Consider the following 25732-nt stretch of genomic DNA (forward strand, 5'->3'; position numbering starts at 1 on the left):
AATGCCGTATAGCCCCATTCCTGCTGGGTTTCGTCCGGTTTTGTGATCGCTACCAGACAACCCCTTCGCTGTCGAGATATGGCGCCCACGGTCCTTTGCGTATACTGCGCACATGTTTTCCCCAACGGCTTTGCGTCCGCGGTATGCCAAATGGCTGATCGCAACCGGACTCTTCCTGATGCTCAGTGGCTGTGTTGACAAACCCAACACACTCGAGCGCGTAAAGGAGGATGGCGTGCTGCGGGTCATTACCCGAAACAGTCCCGCCACCTACTTTCAGGATCGCAGCGGTGAAACCGGCTTCGAATACGAGCTGGTGAAGCGCTTTGCCGACGATTTGGGGGTGGAACTGAAAATCGAGACCGCCGACAACCTCGACGACCTCTTCAACCAGATCGGCAAACCCAACGGCCCGGTACTCGCCGCTGCTGGCCTGGTCAGCAGTGAACAGCGCAAGAAGCAGGTGCGCTTTTCGCACTCCTATCTGGAAGTCACCCCGCAGATCATCTACCGCAATGGCCAGTCGCGCCCGACCGACCCTGGCGATCTGGTGGGCAAAAAAATCATGGTGCTCAAGGGCAGTACCCACGCCGAGCAACTGGCCGAGCTGAAACAGAAATTTTCGGGCATCGAATACGAAGAATCCGACGCCGTGGAAGTGGTCGACCTGTTGCGCATGGTGGATGAAGGCCAGATCGACCTGACGCTGGTGGACTCCAACGAAGTGGCGATGAACCAGGTGTATTTCACCAACATCCGCGTCGCCTTCGACCTTGGCGACGCGCGCAGCCAGAGTTGGGCGGTCGGGCCGGGGGAAGACAACAGCCTGCTCAACGAAATCAACGCCTACCTCGACAAGGTGCAGAAAAACGGCACGTTGCAACGACTGAAGGATCGCTACTACGGTCACGTCGACGTCCTCGGTTACATGGGCGCCACCACGTTTGCCCAGCATTTGCAGCAGCGCTTGCCGAAGTACGAACAGCACTTCAAGGCTTACGCGAAGAAAGAAAAAGTCGACTGGCGCCTGCTGGCAGCCATCGGTTATCAGGAATCGTTGTGGCAACCAACAGTCACTTCGAAGACCGGTGTGCGCGGCCTGATGATGCTGACCCAGAACACCGCTCAGGCGATGGGGGTTTCAAACCGCCTCGATCCGAAGCAGAGCATCATGGGCGGCGCCAAATACCTGGCGTACATGAAGGATCAGCTCGACGATTCGATCCAGGAACCGGATCGCACCTGGTTTGCGCTGGCGGCCTATAACGTTGGCAGCGGCCATCTCGATGACGCGCGCAAACTGGCGGTGAAGGAAGGCTTGAACCCCGACAAGTGGCTGGACGTGAAAAAAATGCTGCCACGCCTGTCGCAGAAGCAGTGGTATAGCAAGACGCGATACGGCTACGCCCGGGGCGGCGAGCCGGTGCATTTCGTGGCGAACATCCGTCGCTACTACGACATTCTGACGTGGGTAACGCAACCGCAGCTTGAGGGCGATCAGGTGGCCGAGGGTAACCTGCATGTGCCGGGGATCGACAAGTCGAAACCTGCGCAGGAACCTGCCCCGCTCTAACCATCCCCCCAAACCCAATGTAGGAGTGAGCCTGCTCACGCCTACAGCGGGTTTGTGTTGAAGCTTATTGCTTTGCAGCAGCCAGAATCAGCGCTTTCATTTCCGACACCGCCGACTTAAAGCCCACGAACAACGCGTGTGCCACCAGCGCATGGCCGATGTTCAATTCGTTAATGCCCTTGATCGCCGCGACCGCTTCAACATTGTGGTAGTGCAGGCCATGGCCGGCATTGACGATCAAACCCTGAGCCAGACCAAACGCCACACCATCCGCTACGCGCTTCAATTCTTCCGCCACTTCGGTCGGCGTCTCGGCATCGGCGTAACGGCCGGTGTGCAGTTCGATAGCCGGGGCGCCAACGCGTTTGGACGCTGCGATCTGGCGTTCATCAGCATCGATGAACAGCGACACTTCGCTGCCGATCTTCGACAGACGCTCCACCGCCGCCTTGATCCGCGCTTCCTGCCCCGCGACGTCCAGCCCCCCTTCTGTGGTCAGCTCCTGACGCGTCTCCGGCACCAGGCAAATGTGTGCCGGGCGAATGCGCTCGGCGAACAGCATCATTTCTTCTGTGACGCCCATTTCGAAGTTCATGCGGGTTTGCAGCACATCCTTGAGCAGCAGGACGTCGCGCTCCTGAATGTGCCGACGGTCTTCACGCAAGTGCACGGTAATGCCATCGGCGCCCGCCTCTTCCGCGTCCAGTGCAGCCTTGACCGGATCCGGGTAGCGCGTGCCCCGAGCCTGACGCAGGGTGGCAACGTGGTCGATGTTCACGCCAAGAAGAATGCGATTGCTGGTGGTCACGGATGCGCTCCTGAATTGAAAGATTCGGCGCACAGCATACGGTGAGATCAGGGCTTGCGAAACAGCTCGCGACTGACGAGGGGACGACCGCCCAGATGCACGGCCAGTGCCTGGCGCATCAGACGCTTGGCGGCCGACAAGGCGCCGGTGGCGGTCCAGTCGGCTTCGGCCATGGCCAACAGTTCAGTGCCGTTGAACAGGCCGGGCTGAAGCAGATAAACCCGTTCAAGGCCGGCGTCGACCTGCAAACGGTAGAGACCGTCCGTGGCGATGGGATCGCCGTTGATATCGGTGTTCAGCGCGAAGCCGTAACCGAGGTCATCGAGCAGACGCCACTCGAAAGAGCGCAGCAGTGGCTCCAGCGGCCGGCCTTCGGCAAGAGCCAGCAACGTGGCAGCGTAGTGATCGAATACGGATGGGTGCGGATCCTCGGCGGGTAGCAGACGGATCAACAGTTCATTCAAATAGAGACCGCTGAACAGTGCCTCGCCGACCATCCAGGTCGCGCTCCCCGCACTTTCCATGCGACCGACGTTCTTCAATTCACCTTTGCCACGAAACTCCACTTCCAGCGGCACAAACGGCCGCGCCAGCGTCCCGGCCTTGCCCCGCGCGCTGCGTAACACCGCCCGCAACCGACCTTGCGGCGTGAGGAAGTCGACCAAAGCGCTGGTTTCACGATAGGCGCGGGAGTGGAGGACATAGGCGAGTTGGGCGATGGGCGGGGTTTGCGACATGGAATTCTCAATGAACAAACGCAGATTTACACACAGCCTAAAACCATTGTGGGAGCGAGCCTGCTCGCGAAAGCGGTGCAACAGCCAACATAAACGCTGGGATGTTACACCCTCTTCGCGAGCAGGCTCGCTCCCACAGTGGGTATCAGTGTTTTCGGGATCGGCGCTTACAGGTCGCCGTAACCAAGTGAACGCAATGCGCGCTCATCGTCGGACCAGCCGCCCTTCACCTTCACCCACAGGTTGAGCATGACCTTGGAATCGAACAGCAACTCCATGTCCTTGCGCGCTTCGGTGCCGATGCGTTTGATCCGCTCGCCCTTGTCGCCAATGATGATTTTCTTCTGGCCGTCACGTTCGACCAGAATCAGTGCGTGAATATGCAGCGTCTTGCCCTGCTGCTTGAACTCTTCGATTTCCACGGTGATCTGGTACGGCAGCTCGGCGCCCATCTGGCGCATGATTTTCTCGCGAACCAGTTCGGCGGCGAGGAAGCGGCTGCTGCGGTCGGTGATCTGGTCTTCCGGGAAGAAGTGATCGTTTTCCGGCAGGTGCTGGGCGATTACGCGCTCGAGAGCTTCGAGATTGTGACCGTGCTGGGCCGAAATCGGAATGATCTGCGCGTTCGGCAGTTGCTCCTGCAACCAGGTCAGGTGCGGCATCAGCTCGGCCTTGTCCTCGATGCGATCGGTCTTGTTCAATGCGACGATCAAAGGGCCGGTGACGTACTGCACGCGCTCCAGCACCATCTGGTCTTCTTCGGTCCACTTGGTGCGGTCGACAACGAAGATCACCACGTCGACGTCTTTCAACGCCGCCGAAGCGGTTTTGTTCATGTAACGGTTCAGGGCCTTTTCGCCGCCCTTGTGCATGCCGGGCGTATCGACGTAGATCGCCTGCACATCGCCCTCGGTCTTGATGCCGAGCATGTTGTGACGGGTGGTCTGCGGCTTGCGCGAGGTGATTGCGAGCTTCTGGCCGAGGATGTGGTTCAGCAGCGTCGATTTGCCCACGTTCGGGCGGCCGACGATGGCGACATAGCCACAGCGAGTAACGTTTGTATCAGTCATGGCCATTCTCCACGCCCAGGGCAATCAGTGCTGCGGCGGCCGCTACCTGTTCGGCAATACGACGGCTCACACCCTGACCTCGGCTTTTTTCATTCAACAGGACAACTTCGCATTCGACGAAGAAGGTTCGGCAATGCGGCTCGCCCTGGATATCCACCACTTCATAACGCGGCAGATCGCAGCTGCGCGATTGCAGGAATTCCTGCAGGCGAGTCTTTGGATCTTTATTGGTGTCGACCAGTGTCAGGCCTTCGAACTCGCCGGCCAGCCAGGCCAGTACCCGCTCCCGGGCCATATCCATACCGGCGTCGAGGTAGATGGCACCGATCAGCGCTTCGAGGGCATCAGCCAGGATCGACTCGCGACGGAAGCCGCCGCTTTTCAGCTCGCCGGAACCCAGACGCAAGTAATCGCCCAGATCGAATCCGCGCGCCAGTACGGCCAGGGTCTCGCCCTTCACCAGGCGAGCGCGCAAGCGCGACAACTGGCCTTCGCGGGCCAACGGGAAGCGATCGAACAAGGCCTCGCCTGCAACGAAATTGAGGATGGCATCACCGAGGAACTCCAGACGTTCGTTGTTACGCCCGGCAAAGCTGCGATGCGTGAGGGCCAGGATCATCAGTTCCTGATCTTTGAAGGTGTAACCGAGCTGACGCTCGAGACGACTTAAGGAAACGCTCACGGTTTACCCACGCTGAGTTCGTGGCTGGATTCCACTGCCATCGCCGGGATGCGGCGCAGGCCTGGGACAATTAACGCTGTGTTCAAAAATTACATCCTGAATATCGTTGGCTTCATGCCCCGGAGACGATTGTGTCGGCTCCAGAAATGCATTCGGCGCTGTGGTCAACAGCGCCGTGTGATTACTTGATCAGGCCGACCCGCGAGAAATTCGGCAGGTGACTGAGTTTAGGTTCCGGCCAGCTCATCCAGACCGCGAAGGCTTTGCCGACGATGTTGCGGTCGGGAACCATGCCCAGCAGATCCTTGGGAATGTTCGGATCATCCCAGTAACGACTGTCGTTCGAGTTGTCGCGGTTGTCGCCCATCATGAAGTAGTGCCCGGCCGGCACTGTCCACGAATGGTCGGGCGTTGCGCGGTAACGGCTCATTTCCTTGCGGATCTGATGCTCGGCGGCGCCAAGTTTTTCCATGTACAACTCGGCGCTACCCAGAGTGCCCGGCTCGGAACCGACCAACTGTTCGGCTACCGATTCGCCGTTGACGAACAGACGCTTCTCGGCGGTGTAGCGAATAGTATCGCCCGGCAGGCCGACGACACGCTTGATGTAGTTGACGTTCGGGTCGCTCGGGTAGCGGAACACCATCACATCGCCGCGCTGCGGATCACCGACTTCGATGATCTTCTTGTCGATCACCGGCAGGCGGATCCCGTAAGAAAACTTGTTCACCAGGATGAAATCGCCAACGTCCAGGGTCGGTTTCATCGAGCCGGACGGAATCTGGAACGGTTCCACAAGGAACGAACGCAGCACCAGCACGATGAACAACACCGGGAAGAACGACTTGCCGTATTCGACCAGCAGCGGCTCTTTGCTCAGCTTCTCGACCACCACCACATCTGGCTGGCTGACGCTGCCCTGATAGGAAGCGATGGCAGAGCGCCGACGCGGTGCCAGGATCAACAGATCGAGCAACGCCAAAAGACCGCAGACAAACACGGCGATGACCAGCAACAGCGGGAAATTTAGTGACATAGGACCTAACTATCCAACCTGAGCACGGCGAGGAAGGCTTCTTGTGGAATTTCCACGTTACCGACCTGTTTCATGCGTTTTTTACCGGCCTTCTGCTTTTCAAGCAGCTTTTTCTTACGACTGACGTCACCGCCGTAGCATTTGGCCAATACGTTCTTTCTGAGTGCCTTGACGGTTGTCCGGGCAACGATCTGACCGCCAATGGCAGCTTGAATCGCAACGTCGAACATCTGGCGTGGAATCAGTTCTTTCATCTTCTCGGTCAACTGGCGACCTTTGTAGTTCGCGTTGTCACGGTGCACGATCAGCGCCAGAGCGTCGACCTTGTCGCCGTTGATCAGCACGTCCAGCTTCACCAGGCTTGCCGATTGGTAACGATCGAAATGGTAGTCCAGAGAAGCATAGCCGCGACTGGTGGATTTCAACCGGTCGAAGAAGTCGAGCACCACTTCGTTCATCGGCAAGTCGTAGGTCACTTGCACCTGGGAGCCGAGAAACAGCATGTCGTGCTGCACGCCACGCTTTTCGATGCACAGGGTGATGACGTTGCCCAGATGCTCCTGCGGCACTAGGATGTTGGCGCGCACGATCGGCTCGCGCATGTCCTCGACCGACGAGATGTCCGGAAGCTTGGATGGGTTGTCGACGTAGATCGTTTCACCGGTTTTCAGCAGCAATTCGAAGATTACCGTTGGTGCCGTCGTGATCAGATCCAGGTCGTACTCGCGCTCCAGGCGCTCCTGGATGATTTCCATGTGCAGCATGCCGAGGAAGCCGCAACGGAAGCCGAAGCCCAGGGCGTCGGAGCTTTCCGGGGTGTACTGCAGCGACGAGTCGTTGAGGGTCAGCTTCTGCAGCGCTTCGCGGAAATCTTCGAAGTCGTCGGAGCTGACCGGGAACAGACCGGCGTAAACCTGTGGCTGGATGCGTTTGAAGCCTGGCAGCACTTCAACGTCCGGGGTGGAGTTGAGGGTCAGCGTGTCACCGACCGGCGCGCCGTGAATGTCCTTGATACCGGCAATGATGAAGCCTACTTCACCGGCCTTGAGGTCAACGGTTGCGGTGTGCTTTGGATTGAACACGCCCACGCTGTCGACCAAGTGCACCTTGCCGGTGGACTTGACCAGAATCTTGTCGCCCTTCTTCACTCGGCCATGACGCACGCGCACCAGGGAAACAACGCCCAGGTAGTTGTCGAACCAGGAGTCGATGATCAACGCTTGCAGCGGATCTTCGTAGTTGCCAGTCGGCGCAGGAATGGTGGCGACGAGGCGCTCGAGCACTTCATCAACGCCCAGACCGGTCTTGGCACTGCAAGTGACCGCGTCGGTGGCATCGATGCCGATGATTTTCTCGATTTCTTCTTTGACGCGATCAGGATCGGCCTGTGGCAGGTCGATCTTGTTCAGCACCGGCATGACCTCAAGGCCCTGTTCGATGGCGGTGTAGCAGTTGGCCACGGACTGGGCTTCAACGCCCTGACCAGCATCGACCACCAGCAAGGCACCTTCACACGCCGCGAGGGAACGGCTGACTTCGTAGGTGAAGTCGACGTGGCCCGGAGTGTCAATGAAGTTCAACTGGTAGTTGATGCCATCTTTGGCTTTGTAATAAAGGGTGACGCTGTGGGCCTTGATGGTGATCCCGCGTTCACGTTCCAGGTCCATGGAATCCAGTACCTGGGCTTCCATTTCGCGCTCGGCCAGGCCGCCGCACATCTGGATGAAGCGATCGGCCAGCGTCGACTTGCCATGGTCAATGTGGGCGATGATGGAGAAATTGCGGATATGACTCAAATCACTCACGGATCAACACTCAAAAAGGCTGCAGGCATGGCCCGCCGAAAAATAGCCGGGAATTGTACCTGATACACGGCGCAAGCGTCACGTTCGCCTGTCACCCTGATGGCATGCAAAAACGCCCCGATCCGTGGATCGAGGCGTTTTCGAGGTCAGCGCACAGATGAAAACTCGTTCATCAACCGGCTCTGCGCAGCAACCAGACCCCGGCCAGGGCACAAACGGCGGCGGGCACCAGCACCGCAAACAGCGGCGAGAAACCGAACACCAGGCTCGACGGACCGAGCAGATCCTGAACAATACGGAAGGTGAAACCCACCAGTACACCGGTAAATACACGCTGCCCCAAGGTGACCGAACGCAGCGGACCGAAGATGAAGGAAATCGCCATCAATACCAGCGCGGCGGTGACCAGCGGCTGCAATATCTTGACCCAAAACGCCAGCCAGTAGCGGCCGTTACTCAAGCCCTGCTCCGCCAGGTAGTGGATGTAACCCCACAACCCGGTGATCGACAGTGACTCAGGCGCCATGACCACGGTGCTCAGCAGTTGCGGGCTCAGTGACACGTCCCAACGCTCAACGGGCGCGTTGACCACTTCGGTACTGCGTTCATGGAACACCGTGGTGGTCACGTCGGTGAGTTGCCAGTGATCCGTATCGAAATCGGCACGTTTGGCGAAGCTCGACGACAGCAAGTGGCGCTCTTTGTCGAAGTGGTAGCGGGTCACGCCATACAGGCGACCGTTAGGTTGCACGGAGTTGATATGGATGAACTCCTCACCCTGACGGTGCCACATGCCGTGCTTGGCACTCTGCGCGTCGCCGCTGCCCTGCGCCAGGGAGCGATTGGCCTGGGCCATGCTTTCCGTTGCCGGCGCCACGTACTCACCGATCAGCACGCCGGCCAGCATCAGCACCAGCATCGGCTTCATGACCGCCCAGACAATACGCCCGACCGAAACACCTGCCGCGCGCATCACCGTCAGTTCGCTATTGCTGGCCAGGCTGCCGAGGCCGATCAGGCAACCGATCAGCGCCGCCATTGGCAGCATGTCGTAGAGCCGGCGTGGCGCTGTCAGCAAAACGTAGCCAAGGACATCGAGCAAGGTGTAGGTATCGCTGACGTCGCTCATCTCGTCGATGAAGGCAAACAGTGTGGCCAGGCCGAGAATGATCGCCAGCACCGCGATGATCGCCATGAACACGCTGCTGCCGATGTAGCGGTCGAGTTTAACCACGGGCCACCTCCAGCGCTGCGCTGCGACGGCTCGCCATCTTCAGGCGCAAAGGCTCCCAGTACAGCAGGCCCAGACCGATGAACAGGAAGATTGCGTGCACCCACCACAATCCGAGCACCGGGTGAATCTTGCCTTTTTCAAGGGCGCCGCGGGCGGCAATCAGGATGGTCAGGTAAGCCATATAAAGAAGAATCGCCGGCAGCAACTTGAGGAAACGTCCCTGACGCGGATTGACCCGCGACAGCGGCACCGCCATCAAGGTCACGATGAACACCAGCAGCGGCAGGGACAGACGCCATTGCAGCTCGGTCTTGGAACGGATGTCGTCACTGCCCAACAGGGACGACGTCGGCATGGCGTCACGGTCGGTGACTTCCTCGCTGACTTCCGGTTTTGGCAACAGCACGCCATAGGTTTCGTAATGAATGGCGCGGTAGTCAGCCTGGCCCGGGCTGCCGTCGTAGCGGTAGCCGTTCTTGAGAATCAGGTAGCGGTTGCCGTCGTGACGAACTTCCTGCTGGCCCTTTTCAGCAACCAGAATGGAAATTCCGCGATCCTTCTGGTCGGTTCCCAGGTTCTTTTGCGAAATGAACACGCCAGCGAGGTTGATCCGGTCATCGCTCAGGGACTCGGTGTAGGTCACGCGAGTACCATCGCGCAAAGCCTGGAAGCGGCCCGGTTCAAGGGTATCGAATTCGGTCAGCGCATCCTGCTTGTTCAAGAGCAACTGGAATTGATTGGCACCCTGCGGGGCCAGGCTCAAACTCAGCCACGCCACGACCAGCGCGACCAGCGTTGCCGGGAACAGGGTCATGCGCAGCAACTTCTGCTGGCTCATGCCGGTGGCCGACAGCACGGTCATCTCGCTTTCCAGGTACAACCGGCCATACGCCAGCAGGATTCCGAGGAACAGGCCCAGCGGCAAAATCAGCTGCAGAAAGCCCGGCAGACGAAAGCCCATGATCAGGAACAGCGAACCCGGATCGAGCTGGCCGGCGGCGGCCTGTGCGAGGTATTTGATGAAACGACCGCTCATGATGATGACCAGCAGCACGGCGCTGACAGCGCTCAAGGTCAACAGGACTTCGCGGGACAGATAACGGAAGACGATCAAACCAGACACTCCAGGGTTGTCAGGCTAAGGCGGCCAAACAAGCAAACGTATCGGCAGGCCCGCCAGGCAGAGCCGCCGAAAAAAGATGCGGCATTATCCTGTGATTGAGTGCGCCTGTCACTGCGCACACTCATTCAAGCGTGCAATCCGTTGAAGATCGTACAACCCGAGGGTTGTCAGGCGCGGGGAGCGAGGTTCAAACTGCTGCGTCTGTCGCAGGCGCTGTCCTGCGCCTCTTCTATTTATAAGCAAGCGACTGCGTCAGCGTAGATTGCCTGCGCGTTGACCATTCATTAGGGATCCGGACATGGAACTGGTTGTAAAAAGCGTTAGCCCAGAAACGTTGAAAACCGCCACCCTGGTAGTTGCCATTGGCGAAGGCCGCAAACTCGGCGTCGCGGCCAAGCAGATCGACGAACTGAGCGGTGGCGCCATCAGTGCCGTACTCAAGCGTGGCGATCTGGCCGGCAAGGTTGGCCAAAGCCTCTTGCTGCACAGCCTGCCGAATATGAAGGCCGAGCGCGTTCTGCTGGTGGGCGTCGGTAAAGACGCCGAACTGGGCGACCGTCCGTTCCGCAAGATGGCTGCCGGCATCCTCAATACTCTCAAAGGCCTGGGCGGCAGCGACGCTGTGCTGGCGCTGGACGAAGTGATCGTCAAGGGTCGTGACAGCTACGGCAAGACCCGTCTGCTGGCGGAAACCCTGGTCGACGGCGAATACACTTTCGACCAGTTCAAGAGCCAGAAAGCCGAACCACGCGCCCTGAAGAAAATCACTCTGCTGACCATCAAGGCTGCTCAAGCCGAAGTGCAGCGCGCCGTGAGCCACGCCACTGCAATCGCCAATGGCATGGCGTTCACCCGCGACCTCGGCAACCTGCCGCCGAACATCTGCCACCCGACCTTCCTGGGCGAGCAAGCCAAAAACCTCGGTAAAGAATTCAAGGATCTGAAAGTCGAAGTCCTCGACGAGAAGAAGATCAAAGCGCTGGGCATGGGTTCGTTCTACGCCGTCGGCCAGGGCAGCGCCCAACCGCCGCGCCTGATCGTGATGCAATACAACGGCGGCAAGAAATCCGAAAAGCCATACGCACTGGTTGGTAAAGGCATCACCTTCGACACCGGCGGCATCAGCCTGAAGCCGGGCGCCGGCATGGACGAGATGAAATACGACATGGGCGGCGCCGCCAGCGTATTCGGCACCGTACGTGCCGTGCTTGAGCTGAAACTGCCGATCAATCTGGTGTGCATTCTGGCCTGCGCGGAAAACATGCCGAGCGGCAACGCTTCGCGTCCGGGTGACATCGTCACCACCATGAGTGGCCAGACTGTCGAAATCCTCAACACCGACGCCGAAGGCCGTCTGGTGCTGTGCGATGCCCTGACCTACTCCGAACGCTTCAAGCCGCAAGCGGTGATCGACATCGCGACCCTGACCGGTGCCTGCGTGGTTGCACTGGGCGCGCACACCTCCGGCCTGCTGGGCAACAACGACGAATTGATCGAGCAACTGCTGAGCGCTGGCAAGACCGCCGATGACCGCGCCTGGCAACTGCCGCTGTTCGACGAATACCAGGAGCAACTGGACAGCCCGTTCGCCGACATCGCCAACATCGGTGGTCCGAAGGCCGGCACCATCACTGCCGCGTGCTTCCTCTCGCGCTTTACCAAGAACCTTAACTGGGCGCACCTGGACATCGCGGGCACCGCATGGACCAGCGGCGGTAAAGACAAGGGCGCCACTGGCCGCCCGGTTCCATTGCTGACCCAATACCTGCTGGATCGCGCCAAAGCCTGAAACCAATGACGGACGGCGGCGCCACTTTCGGGTGGCGCCCCTGACCGCTCAGGAACCGCAATGACCAAAGTCGACTTCTATATCCTGCCCAGCGCCGATCCCTCGGCACGGCTGGATTTCGCCTGCAAGCTCACCGAGAAAGCCTGGCGCATGGGCCACCGCATCTACCTGCATTGCAGTGATGCTACCCAGCGCGACGATCTCGATGCGCGTCTGTGGGCATTCAAGGGTGAAACGTTCATTCCTCACGGCCCCGCCGACAGCGAACCGGACGGTCTGATCGTTTTGGGACTGGGCGACGACTGCGGTGAGCATCAGGATTTACTGGTGAACCTCGACCTGAAAGTCCCGACCTTCGCCAACAAGTTCGCTCGCATCGCGGAAGTGGTGGTGGAAGATCCGGTGATTCGTCAGGCCGCGCGGGAGAGTTTTCGCTTCTACCGCGAACAGGGCTATCCTCTGCAAGACCACCGTTTACAGCGACTCTGAGTACGCCGATGGACACGCCAAAACCGCTGCAAAAGCCTGCACTGCTGGATGATCTCGAATCGATCCGCCAGTTGCTCGGTGATGACAACCTGCAACCGCCGCTGCTGACCGACACGGTCGACGAAGGCGAACAGGAACAGATTCCGATGCTGTTCGACGCTGTCGGCAATGCGCCCGAAGCGGTCGAGCCTGCACCCGCCACTCCCGCAAAATCTGCCGCCGCGCCTGTGGATAAAGGCCCCGACGCCCTCCTACACCTGGACAGTGAACTGCGCGCCGCCGCGCAATTGATCCTGCAAGACGTGATCGACGATTTCGCCCCGCACATCGAAACCGAAATCAAACGCCGCCTCGATGCGCGGATGGAGCGGCTACTCGCCGCAGCGACAAGCGGCAAGCTTTAAGCCACAAGCAAAAGCCGGATGCGCCCTCTTGCAGCTTGCGGCTTGTAGCTTGCGGCTGCCCCCCCCGCTATACTTCCCGGCTTTTCCTGAATAAATGCCAATAGGGTCCCGCCGCGCATGGATAAGACCTACCAGCCGCACGCCATTGAAACTTCCTGGTACAAGACCTGGGAGTCCGAGAATTACTTCGCCCCGCAAGGCGCGGGCGAGTCTTACACCATTATGATCCCGCCGCCGAACGTCACCGGCAGCCTGCACATGGGTCACGGTTTCAACAACGCGATCATGGATGCCCTGATCCGTTTCCGCCGCATGCAGGGTCGCAACACCCTGTGGCAGCCGGGCACCGACCATGCCGGTATCGCCACGCAAATGCTGGTGGAGCGTCAACTCGAAGCCCAGGGCCAGAATCGCCACGATCTGGGCCGCGAGAAATTCCTCGAGAAAATCTGGGAATGGAAGGATCAGTCCGGCGGCAACATCAGCCGTCAGATCCGCCGCCTCGGCTCGTCCGTGGACTGGAGCCGTGAGCGCTTCACCATGGACGACGGCCTGTCCGAAGCCGTGAAAGAAGCCTTCGTACGCCTGCATGAAGACGGCCTGATCTATCGCGGCAAGCGTCTGGTCAACTGGGACACCAAGCTGCACACGGCGATTTCCGACCTCGAAGTGGAAAACCACGATGAGAAAGGTTTCCTCTGGAACCTGAAATACCCGCTGGCCGACGGCGCCAAGACCGCTGAAGGCAAGGACTATCTGGTTGTAGCGACCACCCGCCCGGAAACCATGCTTGGCGACGCCGCCGTCGCGGTGAACCCGAACGATGAGCGCTACAAAGCCCTGATCGGCAAATTTGTCGAGCTGCCACTGGTTGGCCGCCGCATCCCGATCATCGCCGACGATTACTGCGATCCTGAATTCGGCACCGGCTGCGTGAAAATCACCCCGGCCCACGATTTCAACGACTACGAAGTCGGCAAACGCCACAACCTGCCGCTGCTGAACATCTTCGACAAGAACGCCAATGTGCTGCCGGCCTGCCAGGTGTTCAACCTCGACGGCACGCTGAACGACAGCATCGACGGCAAGATTCCGGCCGAATACGCCGGTCTCGAGCGTTTCGAGGCGCGCAAGCAGATTGTCGCCGCGTTCGACGCCGCCGGCCTGCTGGTGAGTATCGACGACCACAACCTGAAAACGCCGAAAGGTGACCGCTCTGGCACGGTCATTGAACCTTGGCTGACCGATCAGTGGTACGTCTCTACGAAGCCGCTCGCCGAGCCTGCGATCGAAGCCGTTGAAGACGGCCGCATCCAGTTCGTGCCCAAGCAGTACGAGAACATGTACTTCTCGTGGATGCGCGACATCCAGGACTGGTGCATCAGCCGTCAGCTGTGGTGGGGCCACCGCATTCCGGCCTGGTACGACGAGTCGGGCAAAGTCTACGTCGGTCGCGACGAAGCCGAAGTGCGCGCCAAGCACGGCCTCGGTCCGGACGTTGCGCTGCAACAGGACAACGACGTACTCGACACCTGGTTCAGTTCCGGTCTGTGGACGTTCTCCACCCTGGGCTGGCCTGAGCAGACCGAATTCCTGAAGAAATTCCACTCCACCGACGTGCTGGTCACTGGCTTCGACATCATTTTCTTCTGGGTCGCCCGGATGATCATGCTCACCATGCATTTGGTGAAAAACGAAGACGGCACGCCGCAGGTTCCGTTCAAAACGGTTTATGTACACGGTCTGGTGCGGGATGGCCAGGGCCAGAAGATGTCCAAGTCCAAGGGCAACGTCCTGGATCCGCTGGACATCATCGACGGTATCGAGCTGGAAGAACTGGTGCAGAAACGCACCTCCGGCCTGATGCAGCCGAAACTGGCGAAGAAGATCGAGAAGCAGACCCGCGACGAGTTCGCCGACGGCATCGCCAGCTACGGCACCGACGCCCTGCGCTTTACCTTCTGCTCGCTGGCGTCCACCGGTCGCGACATCAAGTTCGACATGGGCCGCGTCGAAGGCTATCGCAACTTCTGCAACAAGATCTGGAACGCCGCGCGGTACGTGCTGGACAAGGGCGAAGACTGCGGCCAGAACGGCGAAGCCTACGAGCTGTCGCTGGCGGATCGCTGGATCATCTCGCAGCTGCAACGCACCGAAGCCGAAGTGACCCGTCAACTGGATCAGTTCCGTTTCGACCTGGCGGCGCAAGCCTTGTACGAGTTCATCTGGAACCAGTACTGCGACTGGTATCTGGAACTGTCCAAGCCTGTGCTGTGGGACGAAAACGCGCCGGTCGAGCGCCAGCGCGGCACCCGTCGCACACTGGTTCGCGTACTGGAAGTGGCACTGCGTCTGGCGCACCCGTTCATGCCGTTCATCACTGAAGAAATCTGGCAGCGCGTCGCGCCGCTGGCCGGCATTCAGGGCAAGACGATCATGCTGCAACCGTGGCCAGTGGCCAACGAAGAGCGCATCGATCCGGCGGCCGAAGACGACATCGAATGGCTCAAGGAACTGATGCTCGGCACGCGTAACATCCGTGGCGAAATGAACATCGGCCCGGGCAAACCACTGCCGATCTATCTGAAAAACGTCAGCGCCGAAGATCAGCGCCGATTGACCGAGAACGAAGCGCTGCTGAAGAAACTGGCGCGCCTGGAATCGATCACCGTCCTCGCCGCCGGCGAAGAAGCGCCGCTGTCCGCCACCGCACTGGTGGGCGAGATGGAAGTGCTGGTGCCCATGGCCGGCCTGATCGACAAGGGCGCCGAACTGGCGCGCCTGGACAAGGAAATCCTGCGTCTGCAGGGCGAAGTCCAGCGTGTCGGTGGCAAGTTGTCGAACGCCGGTTTCGTCGACAAGGCCCCGGCCGAAGTCATCGAGAAGGAACGCGCCAAACTGGCCGAGGCTGAACAAGCCCTGGGCAAACTGGCCGAGCAGCACGCGCGGATTGCCAGCCTGTAACGGCAAACCGCAAGGAAAAAGGGAGGCCCCGCAAAGGCCTCCCTTTTTCATGCCCATGTAGGAGCTGCCGCAGGCTGCGATCTTTTGATTTTTTTAAGATCAAGATCATAAGATCGCAGCCTGTGGCAGCTCAATAGATCGGTGTTGCCTCGTATATGTGGGACAATGCCCGCCACTTTCAGCCATACCCGAATCGACCACGCCCATGAACGCCCCCCGCACACCCAAACCTGCGCGCAAGAAGCCTGATTCCGCGACCCCGGCCAAGACCGTTGAGCCGCGTGAAAAGGCCAGCCTTCACCCGCGCAACCGCCATCAGGGTCGCTACGACTTCCCGGCGCTGATCAAAACCACGCCGGAACTGGCGAAGTTCGTGATCATCAACCCGTACGGCAAGGAAAGCATCGACTTCGCCAGCCCCGACGCCGTGCGCGTGTTCAACCGGGCGCTGCTCAAGTCGTTCTACGGCATCCAGCATTGGGACATCCCGGCGGATTACCTTTGCCCACCGGTCCCGGGGCGCGCCGACTACGTGCACTTCCTGGCGGACCTGCTGGCCAGCATGAACGACGGCAAGGTGCCGCGCGGCGCGATCGTCAACGTTCTGGACATCGGCATGGGCGCCAACTGCGTTTATCCGCTGATTGGCAATAGCGAATACCGCTGGCATTTTCTTGGTTCGGAGATCGACCCGACGGCCGTGGCTGCCGCTAAAGCAATCGTTCAGTCCAATGATTTGAACAAGGTGATCCAGCTGCGTCAGCAGGAAAACCGCAAGCACATCCTGATTGGCTTGCTGGAACCGGGCGAGCGTTTTGACCTGACCATGTGCAACCCGCCGTTCCACGCTTCGATGGACGAAGCGACCAAGGGCAGCGAGCGCAAATGGCGCGCACTGGGCCGTGCCGACCCGAAACGCAAACTGCCGGTATTGAATTTCGGCGGCCAATCGGCCGAATTGTGGTGTGAAGGTGGCGAAGCACGTTTCGTGACGCAACTGATCGCCGAAAGCGCGAATTTCCAGCACAAAGTGCTGTGGTTCAGCACGCTGGTGTCGAAAGCCTCGAACTTGCCCGCCATCGAAACCGCCCTGAAAAAGGCTGGCGTGCTGGAAAGCCAGGTCGTGGAGATGTCGCAGGGGCAGAAGCAGAGCCGCTTCGTGGCCTGGACGTTCCAGACCAAGTCCGAGCAGCAGATCTGGCGCCGCGAGCGCTGGACACGCTAAGCCTGATTACGGTTTAACCCCAATCAATTGTGGGAGGGAGCAGGCGCGCTCCCACAGAGACTGAGCGATGGTTTCGTAGCATCGTTAAATCGCAGGCATAAAAAAACCGTGCCCGGATCACTCCGGTGCACGGTTTTTTACAAAGTCTTACTTGTTAATGCCGTCGGTCAGCGCTTTGGCTGGAACGAACTTAACAACTTTCTTGGCAGCGATTTCGATGGCAGCGCCAGTCGAAGGGTTACGGCCAGTGCGGGCAGGACGCTCGGTCACTTTCAGCTTGCCGATACCTGGCAAGGTGATTTCGGCACCGTTTTCCAGCTGATCAGCAACGATTTGGCCCAGTTGCTCCAGAGCGTTACGCGCGGTGGTTTTCGGCGCGTCGATAGCTTCAGCGATGTCGGCGATCAGTTGGTCTTTAGTAAGAGCCATGTAGTGTTCCTTCCCTATCAAATTCATATGGATTGCAGAGTGCAGTGTCAGCCATCGAGCCCGATCTTCTGGATCTGGCACCCTCGGCGATAACCACGACGAGTCGGGTTATAGATGCCGAAATCAGGGTTTGGTTCGACCTGACAAATGCTGAATGCACGCTTAACGCAGTGACTTCGCGTAAGACCGGGCAAAACTAGCACAGCGACAAGGAAATATCCGCTTCTAGCTACCTATTTGGTCAGCTTTATTGCACCAAAACGCTAAAAAACTGCATAAGCCCCGCTCCGAGACCCGGAATTGTCCTACACCCCCCGTGTAAGAGCTGCCGAAGGCTGTGATCTTTCGATTTTCGTTTTTAAAAAACAAGGTCAAAAGATTACAGCCTTCGGCGGCTCCTACACGGCCATGCGCACAGCGTTCCAACTGAGGTTTGCGGTACACTGGGCGCTTTTTCGGGGGAGCCTGCCCTCCTCCCTTCCAACAGCCGAGAAGCCCATGCCGATCCGTCATTGCATCGTCCATTTGATCGACAAAAAACCCGACGGCACACCCGCAGTTTTGCATGCCCGTGACTCCGAACTGGCTGAGTCCGATGCCATCGAGAACATGCTTGCCGACCTCAATGAAAGCTATAACGCCAAACAGGGCAAAGCCTGGGGTCTGTTCCATCCGGAATCCGGCGCGTTCCCGTTCAGCGGCTGGCTGAAGGAATACTTTGAAGGCGCGCAGGACTTCACGGCATTCAGCCGGGTGGCAGTGGAACATCTGCAGAAGCTGATGGAAGAATCGAACCTGTCGGTGGGCGGTCACGTGCTGTTCGCTCATTACCAGCAAGGCATGACCGACTATTTGGCCATCGCCCTGCTCCACCACAGCGAAGGTGTGGCGGTGACCGATGCTCTGGACGTAACCCCGTCGCGCCACCTCGACCTCGGCCAGTTGCATCTCGCGGCGCGGATCAACGTCTCCGAGTGGCAGAACAACAAACAGTCCAAGCAATACATTTCGTTCATCAAGGGCAAAAACGGCAAGAAAGTCTCGGAATACTTCCGTGACTTCATCGGCTGCCAGGAAGGTGTCGACGGGCCGGGCGAGACCCGCACGCTGCTCAAGGCCTTCAGCGATTTTGTCGAAAGCGAAGATCTGCCGGAAGAATCCGCCCGCGAGAAAACCAAAACCCTGGTGGATTACGCCAGCAGCCAGGCCAAGCTGGGCGAGCCGATGGGCCTGGAGGAACTTTCGGAACTGATCGACGAAGAACGCCCGAAAGCCTTCTACGACCATATCCGCAACAAGGACTATGGGCTGTCGCCGGAGATTCCGGCGGATAAACGCACCCTGAATCAGTTCCGCCGCTTCACCGGTCGCGCCGAAGGCCTGTCGATCAGTTTCGAAGCACACCTGCTGGGCTCGAAGATCGAGTACGACGAAGAAGCCGGAACACTGGTCATCAAGGGCTTGCCGACGTCGCTCACCGATCAGTTGAAGCGGCGTAACTGATGCTCGGCAATGTACTGAAAAAGGTTCTGCTGGTTCTGCTGGTCGTCGTGGTCTATCAGAACTGGGGCAAGGTCGAGCGGTTGTTCAATCCCTCGCAGATGGTTTCGGAGCAGACGCGCGCAAATGCCAACGTCGTGCTCTACGCCACCGACTGGTGCGGCTACTGCAAGCAGACCAAGCGCTTTCTCGACAGCAAGGGGATTGCGTTCAAGGAATTCGATATCGAGAAGGACGCCGAGGCGCGCAAGGCGTATGAAGCGCTGGGCGGGCGCGGGATTCCGTTGATCGATGTGAATGGCACGTTGATTCGCGGGTTTGATCCTGACGAAATTCTGGCCGCATTGAAATAAATGCAGGAGCGAGCCTGCTCGCGAAGGCGACAGTACATTCAACATCTGTGTACCCGACATACCGTTTTCGCGAGCAGGCTCGCTCTTGGCATCGATCGTCAGTGCTTTTCGATACGGAAACCAAAACGCGGGAAGTGCACATGCACCACGCCGCCGCGCTCGTCTTCACGACGCACAATCAATTCCTCACGACCAGCAAACAACAACTCCCCCGCGACCGGATCAACGCCATAGTCAATGGCGGAAATCGTCACTTGCTGCCCCGCGACAAAACCGTTCGGATCGACAAACTGTTCATCCGGCAGCGCCGCCGGCGTGGCATTTCGCGCGACCTCCAGTGCTTCTTCCGAACTCATTTCGCTGGCGGCGCCATGCCCGAAGCCCAGCACACGACCCAGCCACGCGCTGACCGCCGGATAAGCATCGACAAACGGCGCCGTCACGTGAGTTGCCTTGAGGAACCACATCGGATGTGCCAACGCGAAGTCGGCAATCGATGGTTCACCGAACAGAAAGTCACCTTGCTCGCGCTGCAACTGTTGTTCAAGTCGCGCCATGATCGTCGGCCACTGATGCTTGGCTTGTTCGGCAGGCAGTCGGGTAGCGCTGCCACCGCTGAACAGACCGGCCCGGTCAGCAATGAACGCTTTGATTGCTTCCGGCGGCAACTTGCCAAATCGCACTGCCACGGATTCTGGCTGGAACACCAGGCTGACTGCGTGCTGGAAAACGACCGAATCGGCCCATGCCGCGAAAGTGGCCGCGATCATTTCCTGACCTTCGGGAAAGAACGCCGGCAGGGCTTTTTCCTGCTCCAGACGACGGGCGATCAGCGCGGTGTCACAGTAGATATCGGCACCGACCTGCAACACCGGTGTCTTGCGGTATCCACCAGTCAGTGCAGTGAGATCGGGTTTAGGCATCACTGGCGAGATATGAACCGAGCGCCAGGACAGCCCCTTGAAGCCCAGCAACAGACGGGCCTTTTCGGCGAATGGAGAAGTCGGGTAATGGTGCAGAATCAATTCAGACATGCTCGGCTCCGCCGCTCAAATAGTGAATCGGCAGCTTAACGTGCATTTGAATAGCAGCCTACAGATCTGCCTGATGGGAACCAATCAGTCAGATTGATAAGACGCCACCAGGCACTCCTTGGCGCTTTTCCTGAGTTTCTTGATCAGCCGTTCCTGACGCAATGCATCCCCTTTGTCGCGGCAAAGCTCGGTGTAGACCAGCGCCATCGCCGGACTGGAAAGGAAGAACCGCGCGCCCTTGCCGCTTTGATGCTTGGCAAAGCGGCGCACCGGATCATCACTGATGCCGCAGTACAGCGAGCCATTGGCGGCGCGCACCAGGTAGACGAACCAGGATTTGCTCGCTGGAACGTCGGCATCGACAGAATTTTCGCTGAGGGTCGTCACTGGTCGATCAAAGGCGTGTAGGAAACAGGCCGCGATCTTATCAGCGCCCGGCCTGAAATGCCTTCAGTCCCTTCAATGCCTGTGCCCGCACGGCGTTGCGCACCAACGGCGTCCAGCCCAACAACAGGCCTTTGAAGCCCAGCGCCTGACGCGACCAGCGCCATAGGTCGAAACGGTCGTGATGCTCGCATATCTTGCCGTCACGGAAGACGAAACGTGCCTGGATATCGTTGATGACGATATTGCCGGTCTGGCTGAACAGGTACGTCGCGATCCAGTGCGCGCCGCCGGTGCGATCGTCGGCGCGGACGTTGTCGAAGGTCAGGGAGAAGTCTTTGGCGCGGGTGGTGAGCATGCGCCACATGTCGCCGGCATCGCGGCCGCGCAATTCGCCGAAGGCCGGGTCGCTGAACACCACGTCATCGGTGTAGCACGCCGCCATGGCCTCGGCATCGAGGCGCTGGAACGCTTGGTAGAAACGGGTGATCAGGGCGCTGTGGGCGTCACTCATGGGCAAGCTCCGGGAATGTACAGATTGCCATCACCTTAATCTGCAAAGCACGGAAACACTATCGGCATTCGCGCTCCGAATACCGAATACACCCAAACCCTGTAGGAGCGAGCCGGCTCGCGATAGCGTCCGACCTGGCCATATTGCGAGGACCGATCCACCGTTATCGCGAGCAGGCTCGTTCCTGCATTAGAAGATCAGATCTTTTCGCTTTCGACCTGCACGTACAACGCACGTCCGGCGCCGAGACCGGCGAGGATCGCACCGATACCCACGACCCCGAAAATCCAGCCCACGGCATTCCAGCCGCCCGTCCAGTCATGCACGACACCGACCGCGAACGGCCCCATCGACGCCAGCGTGTAACCAAAGCCCTGAGACATGCTTGAAAGGTTCGCTGCCACATGGGAATCGCGCGAGCGCAACACGATCAGCGTCAGCGCCAGAGAGAACGCACCGCCCTGCCCCAGTCCCAGCAAAATCGCCCAGCCCCACAGGCCTTCGATCGGCGCGTACAGGCAACCGAACAGTCCGCCAAGGGTCAGCGCCATGACCACGACGACGGCCAGACGCTGATCTTTGCCGCGTGTTGCCAGCCACGGTGCGGCCAGAGAACTGGCGAGCTGGACGATGACGGAACCGGACAGTACCAGCCCGGCCTGCGTCGGTGTCAGGCCACGGCCGATCAGGATCGACGGCAACCAGCCGAACACGATATACGCCAGGGATGATTGCAGGCCCATGTACAACGTTACCTGCCAGGCGAGCGGATCACGCAGCAACCCGCGAACGCGATAGGCGACATTGTGCGCTCCGTGTTTACGGCCCACTTGCGGTAGCCAGAACACCGCCGCCGCCAGCGCCGGGATCACCCAGAAACCGAGTCCCAGCGCCCAACTGTTATCAAAATGCACGCTCAGCGGCACGGTCGAACCCGCCGCCATGGCCGCGCCAAGACACAGGGCCATGGTATAGACGCCGGTCATGCTGCCGGCATGTTTGGCAAAGTCGCGTTTGACGATCCCCGGCAACAGTACACCGATGATGCCGATACTCGCGCCGGCCAAAATGCTGCCGGCAAACAGACCGGTTTCACCAAAGTTGCTGCGCAGAATAATGCCGCCCGCCAACGTCAGCAAAATACCCAGCACCACTCGTTCGGCACCGAAGCGCCGTGCCAGGACCGGCGCCAGCGGTGCGAACAAGCCAAGGCAAAGCACTGGCAACGTCGTCAGCAAACCGGCCTGCGACGCCGACAGCCCAAGGCTTTTCGACACCTCGCTGAGCATCGGCGCCATGCTCGACAGCGCCGGCCGCAGATTCAGTGCAACCAGAACAAGACCCAGCAGCAACAGCCATGGGCGACGCAACAGCGGATGGCTTTGCTGCACCTGGTCGTCATCGGCTTCGGCGTCGATCAGCAACGCTTCGAGTTCGGCGGCGCGTTGAGGATTTGTGGATACATCATTGCGGGACATGGACTTCTCGGTTTCAAGGTTCATTGATCAACTGCCTCGACAAGGCTTTGGCTCGCTCCGGGTCACGTTGTTCCACCGCATCGAGCAGGTCGATGTGGAGGTCGAACACTTCCTGACGGCGTGGGACGATGTTCAGGGTCTGGCGCAATTGCGCGCCGATGACGCTGGAGAAATAGCGATACAGCTCGCTGAGGGTCGGGTTGTGCGCGGCATCCACCAGACGACCGTGGAAGGCCAGGTCACAGGCGATGTAAGTGTCGAGGTCGCCGTGATAGTGGCTGCCGCTGACGCCCAGCGCCTCGCGCAATGCGACCAAATCTTCATCGGTACGCCGCAGGGCAGCCAGGCCGATCGCCTCGACTTCGAGGATGTGCCGGGTTTCCCGGGCCTGCTCCGGCGAACAGCGCGACAACGCTTTCACGGTGTCCAGGGGATCGACTTTGGCGCGCACGTAACTGCCGTCACCCTGCCGGATCTCGATCAACCCGGAAAACGCCAGCACCCGCATGGCTTCGCGAACAGTGTTGCGGCTGATGCCGAGCTCGGCGCACAGCTCAGGCTCGGTCGGCAGGCGCTGGCCGACCGCCCATACACCGTCGGTAATGCGCTGACGTAATTGATCCATGGCCTGATCGACCAGAGAGCGTTTAACAAGTGGAGAAATGTCTGACATTGGCCTCGCTCTTTCATCCAATCATGGGATGAATTTTCCGACATGTTAATCAGACCCACGTAGGACGGCAACCGCCTAGGTTCAAAGGGAGACACATGGAGCGTCGGGTTGATGACTTGTCCGGCTGGGAACGCCAAAATTGCGGCGAGGTCGAGTTTGATGAAAGTTGCGGACAGCGCCATTCAGATGCAGGCGACGAGCTGATTAAAGCCAGCAGAAAGATGATCGGCAACGAGATGAAAAGAATCCGCCGCAAGCTGCACCTGTCACAAAAGGACGCCGTGCTCTTGCTCTCTGGAGGAGGCCACAACGCTTTTTCCCGTTATGAACGCGGTGAAATATTACCGCCCAAGGCGTTGATACTGCTGATGCGTCTGCTGGATCGTTATCCCTATATGCTCGCCGACGCAAAGGCTTTGGCCGAAGGCGCGGATCTCAGAGGCTTCAAGTTCACCGTCCACAAAGAACACGAAACGCTCAACGTATCCTGACCCCAAAAAAAACAAACCCGGCACAAGGCCGGGTTGGTTTTACGCATCCATCATCAATGCAGAATCTGACTCAGGAACAGCTTCGTCCGGTCATTCTGCGGATTGTCGAAGAAGTCGTTCGGCGCCGCCTGTTCAACGATTTCGCCTTTGTCCATGAAGATCACGCGATTGGCCACGGTGCGGGCGAAGCCCATTTCGTGGGTCACGCAGAGCATGGTCATGCCGTCTTCGGCCAGGCCGATCATGGTGTCGAGTACTTCCTTCACCATCTCGGGGTCGAGGGCTGAAGTCGGCTCATCGAACAGCATGATTTTCGGTTTCATGCACAGGGCGCGGGCGATGGCCACGCGTTGTTGCTGACCGCCGGACAGTTGCCCCGGGAATTTATGCGCCTGCTCTGGAATGCGCACGCGTTCCAGGTAATGCATGGCGATTTCCTCGGCCTTGCGCTTGGGCATTTTGCGTACCCACATCGGCGCCAGGGTGCAGTTCTGCAAAATGGTCAGGTGCGGGAACAGGTTGAAGTGCTGGAACACCATGCCGACTTCGCGACGGATCGCTTCGATCTGCTTGAGGTCGTTGGTCAGTTCCACGCCGTCAACGACGATGCGGCCCTGCTGGTGCTCTTCCAGACGATTCAGGCAACGAATGGTCGTCGACTTGCCGGAGCCCGACGGGCCGCACAAAACGATACGTTCGCCCTGTTTAACGTCGAGGTTGATGTCCTTCAACACGTGGAACTGGCCGTACCACTTGTTGACGCCCTGCATCTGAATGATGCCTTCAGGGCCCACTGGCTTTTTGATTGCTTCGCTCATTTACAGAGAACTCCTAACGCTTGTGGCCAGTGTCGAGCTTGCGTTCCAGATGCATGGAATAGCGCGACATACCAAAACAGAAAATCCAGAACACCAGGGCGGCGAACACGTAGCCTTCGGTGGCCATGCCCAGCCATTTCGGATCGGCAGCGGCTTGCTTGACGCTGTTGAGCAGGTCAAAGAGGCCGATGATGATCACAAGGCTGGTGTCCTTGAACAGCGCGATGAAGGTGTTGACGATGCCCGGGATCACCATTTTCAGGGCTTGCGGCAGAATCACCAGGCCCATGCTGCGCCAGTAACCAAGGCCCATCGCGGCGGCGGCTTCGTACTGACCTTTGGGAATCGCTTGCAGACCGCCACGCACCACTTCGGCCACGTAAGCCGACTGGAACAGAATCACGCCGATCAGCGCCCGCAGCAGCTTGTCGAAGTTCATGCCTTCTGGCAGGAACAGCGGCAGCATCACCGAGGACATGAACAACACCGTGATCAACGGCACGCCGCGCCAGAATTCAATGAAGGTCACGCAGACCACGCGAATCGCCGGCATGTTCGAACGGCGGCCCAGCGCAAGGACGATCCCCAGCGGCAAGGCGCCGGCGATACCGACCGTGGCGATCACCAGGGTCAGCATCAGGCCGCCCCACTGGCTGGTCGCAACCGCTGGCAAACCGAAGACGCCGCCGTGCAGCAGGCACCAGGCAATGATCGGGTACAGCACCAGGAAGCTCAGCCCGTATACCGCTTTGCGCGGGAAGCGCGAGATGAACAGCGGTGCCACGCCGATGACCGCCAGCCACACGGTCAGATCAACGCGCCAGCGCCAATCGGCCGGGTAGTAGCCGTACATGAACTGGCCGAAGCGCTGCTGGATGAACACCCAGCAGGCGCCTTCCTTGGTGCAGTCTGCGCGGGTGGTGCCGACCCAGTTGGCATCGAGGATCATCCAGTTGATGATCGGCGGAACCACCAGGTAAATCAGATAGAACGCAAACAGGGTCAACAGCGTGTTGAGCCAGTTGGAGAACATGTTTGCGCGCATCCACGCCACCACGCCGATGCTGCTGCTCGGTGGGGGCATGTCAGGTTTGAAAGTATGGGATGTCATGCGCGTTT

Annotated in this window: 25 protein-coding genes; 9 read left to right on the forward strand and 16 right to left on the reverse strand. The window is 59.3% G+C overall.

All coding sequences use genetic code 11. The annotated features are described in order from the left end of the window. Positions 1-112 precede the first annotated feature (112 nt). Positions 113-1573: a membrane-bound lytic murein transglycosylase MltF gene (gene mltF, locus GIW69_RS00285; protein WP_236480159.1), complete on the forward strand. Its 1461-nt coding sequence runs from the start codon at positions 113-115 to the stop codon at positions 1571-1573. 64 nt (positions 1574-1637) lie between these two features. Here mltF and pdxJ read toward each other — a convergent pair whose 3' ends face one another. The 8 genes from pdxJ to lptF form a co-directional block, all read right to left on the reverse strand. Then, positions 1638-2381: a pyridoxine 5'-phosphate synthase gene (gene pdxJ, locus GIW69_RS00290; protein ID WP_236480160.1), complete on the reverse strand. Its 744-nt coding sequence runs from the start codon at positions 2379-2381 to the stop codon at positions 1638-1640. Between the two features lie 47 nt (positions 2382-2428). Next, positions 2429-3118 carry a DNA repair protein RecO gene (gene recO / locus GIW69_RS00295; RefSeq protein ID WP_236480161.1) on the reverse strand — a complete coding sequence of 230 codons (690 nt, stop codon included), beginning with the start codon at positions 3116-3118 and terminating at the stop codon, positions 2429-2431. 167 nt (positions 3119-3285) lie between these two features. After that, positions 3286-4188, reverse strand: coding sequence for a GTPase Era (gene era / locus GIW69_RS00300; RefSeq protein WP_236480162.1), 903 nt, complete (start codon positions 4186-4188; stop codon positions 3286-3288). Beyond that, entirely contained in the window at positions 4181-4870 is a 690-nt protein-coding gene (gene rnc / locus GIW69_RS00305) for a ribonuclease III (protein WP_236480163.1), read from the reverse strand. Before rnc ends, era begins: the two co-directional genes overlap by 8 nt. Before the next feature lie 181 nt (positions 4871-5051). After that, entirely contained in the window at positions 5052-5906 is an 855-nt protein-coding gene (lepB, locus tag GIW69_RS00310; RefSeq protein WP_236480164.1) for a signal peptidase I, read from the reverse strand. A gap of 5 nt (positions 5907-5911) precedes the next feature. After that, on the reverse strand, positions 5912-7711 hold the full coding sequence (gene lepA, locus GIW69_RS00315) for a translation elongation factor 4 (protein WP_236480165.1): 1800 nt from the start codon (positions 7709-7711) through the stop codon (positions 5912-5914). A 172-nt stretch (positions 7712-7883) separates the two neighbouring features. Then, positions 7884-8945 (reverse strand): LPS export ABC transporter permease LptG, encoded by a 1062-nt coding sequence (gene lptG / locus GIW69_RS00320; RefSeq protein ID WP_236480166.1) that lies wholly within the window; start codon positions 8943-8945, stop codon positions 7884-7886. After that, complete coding sequence (gene lptF / locus GIW69_RS00325; protein WP_236480167.1) at positions 8938-10059, reverse strand: LPS export ABC transporter permease LptF; 1122 nt, start codon at positions 10057-10059, stop codon at positions 8938-8940. Before lptF ends, lptG begins: the two co-directional genes overlap by 8 nt. Positions 10060-10366: 307 nt before the next feature. On the opposite strand from lptF, the gene GIW69_RS00330 reads away from it, so the two are divergent. The 5 genes from GIW69_RS00330 (at position 10367) to rlmF (ending at position 16939) form a co-directional block, all read left to right on the forward strand. Continuing rightward, positions 10367-11857 (forward strand): leucyl aminopeptidase, encoded by a 1491-nt coding sequence (locus GIW69_RS00330; protein ID WP_236480168.1) that lies wholly within the window; start codon positions 10367-10369, stop codon positions 11855-11857. A gap of 60 nt (positions 11858-11917) precedes the next feature. Further along, the gene (locus tag GIW69_RS00335; protein WP_236480169.1) at positions 11918-12346 is read left to right on the forward strand and encodes a DNA polymerase III subunit chi; all 429 of its coding nucleotides are present in this window, start codon (positions 11918-11920) and stop codon (positions 12344-12346) included. Positions 12347-12354: 8 nt separating this feature from the next. After that, the gene (locus tag GIW69_RS00340) at positions 12355-12750 is read left to right on the forward strand and encodes a DNA polymerase III subunit chi (RefSeq protein WP_236480170.1); all 396 of its coding nucleotides are present in this window, start codon (positions 12355-12357) and stop codon (positions 12748-12750) included. A gap of 117 nt (positions 12751-12867) precedes the next feature. Then, entirely contained in the window at positions 12868-15714 is a 2847-nt protein-coding gene (locus GIW69_RS00345) for a valine--tRNA ligase (protein WP_236480171.1), read from the forward strand. Positions 15715-15919: 205 nt separating this feature from the next. Continuing rightward, positions 15920-16939 (forward strand): 23S rRNA (adenine(1618)-N(6))-methyltransferase RlmF, encoded by a 1020-nt coding sequence (rlmF, locus tag GIW69_RS00350; protein WP_236480172.1) that lies wholly within the window; start codon positions 15920-15922, stop codon positions 16937-16939. Positions 16940-17086: 147 nt separating this feature from the next. On the opposite strand, the gene GIW69_RS00355 is transcribed toward rlmF, so the two are convergent. Continuing rightward, positions 17087-17368, reverse strand: a complete 282-nt coding sequence (locus tag GIW69_RS00355; protein WP_217832322.1) for an HU family DNA-binding protein — start codon at positions 17366-17368, stop codon at positions 17087-17089. Positions 17369-17866: 498 nt separating this feature from the next. On the opposite strand from GIW69_RS00355, the gene yejK reads away from it, so the two are divergent. Continuing rightward, complete coding sequence (yejK, locus tag GIW69_RS00360; protein ID WP_236480173.1) at positions 17867-18871, forward strand: nucleoid-associated protein YejK; 1005 nt, start codon at positions 17867-17869, stop codon at positions 18869-18871. After that, entirely contained in the window at positions 18871-19221 is a 351-nt protein-coding gene (locus GIW69_RS00365) for a glutaredoxin family protein (RefSeq protein ID WP_236480174.1), read from the forward strand. The genes yejK and GIW69_RS00365 overlap by 1 nt, the downstream gene beginning before the upstream one ends. Positions 19222-19319: 98 nt before the next feature. On the opposite strand, the gene GIW69_RS00370 is transcribed toward GIW69_RS00365, so the two are convergent. The 5 genes from GIW69_RS00370 to GIW69_RS00390 form a co-directional block, all read right to left on the reverse strand. Then, a complete protein-coding gene (locus tag GIW69_RS00370; RefSeq protein ID WP_236480175.1) occupies positions 19320-20255 on the reverse strand; it encodes a glutathione S-transferase family protein in 936 nt (311 codons plus the stop codon). Between the two features lie 84 nt (positions 20256-20339). Then, complete coding sequence (locus GIW69_RS00375; protein WP_236480176.1) at positions 20340-20642, reverse strand: GIY-YIG nuclease family protein; 303 nt, start codon at positions 20640-20642, stop codon at positions 20340-20342. A 40-nt stretch (positions 20643-20682) separates the two neighbouring features. Further along, positions 20683-21153, reverse strand: a complete 471-nt coding sequence (locus GIW69_RS00380) for a nuclear transport factor 2 family protein (RefSeq protein ID WP_236480177.1) — start codon at positions 21151-21153, stop codon at positions 20683-20685. 197 nt (positions 21154-21350) lie between these two features. Next, the gene (locus GIW69_RS00385; protein ID WP_236480178.1) at positions 21351-22655 is read right to left on the reverse strand and encodes a CynX/NimT family MFS transporter; all 1305 of its coding nucleotides are present in this window, start codon (positions 22653-22655) and stop codon (positions 21351-21353) included. Further along, the gene (locus tag GIW69_RS00390) at positions 22645-23304 is read right to left on the reverse strand and encodes a FadR/GntR family transcriptional regulator (RefSeq protein ID WP_236480179.1); all 660 of its coding nucleotides are present in this window, start codon (positions 23302-23304) and stop codon (positions 22645-22647) included. The genes GIW69_RS00385 and GIW69_RS00390 overlap by 11 nt, the downstream gene beginning before the upstream one ends. 32 nt (positions 23305-23336) lie before the next feature. On the opposite strand from GIW69_RS00390, the gene GIW69_RS00395 reads away from it, so the two are divergent. Further along, the gene (locus tag GIW69_RS00395; RefSeq protein ID WP_496570880.1) at positions 23337-23795 is read left to right on the forward strand and encodes a type II toxin-antitoxin system MqsA family antitoxin; all 459 of its coding nucleotides are present in this window, start codon (positions 23337-23339) and stop codon (positions 23793-23795) included. 53 nt (positions 23796-23848) lie between these two features. On the opposite strand, the gene GIW69_RS00400 is transcribed toward GIW69_RS00395, so the two are convergent. Together GIW69_RS00400 and GIW69_RS00405 are read right to left on the reverse strand one after the other, a co-directional pair. After that, positions 23849-24613 (reverse strand): amino acid ABC transporter ATP-binding protein, encoded by a 765-nt coding sequence (locus tag GIW69_RS00400; RefSeq protein WP_236480181.1) that lies wholly within the window; start codon positions 24611-24613, stop codon positions 23849-23851. Between the two features lie 13 nt (positions 24614-24626). After that, positions 24627-25724, reverse strand: coding sequence for an amino acid ABC transporter permease (locus GIW69_RS00405; RefSeq protein WP_236480182.1), 1098 nt, complete (start codon positions 25722-25724; stop codon positions 24627-24629). Between the last annotated feature and the right edge of the window lie 8 nt (positions 25725-25732).

This window comes from Pseudomonas syringae, assembly GCF_021605415.1.
Taxonomy (GTDB): domain Bacteria; phylum Pseudomonadota; class Gammaproteobacteria; order Pseudomonadales; family Pseudomonadaceae; genus Aquipseudomonas; species Aquipseudomonas syringae_S.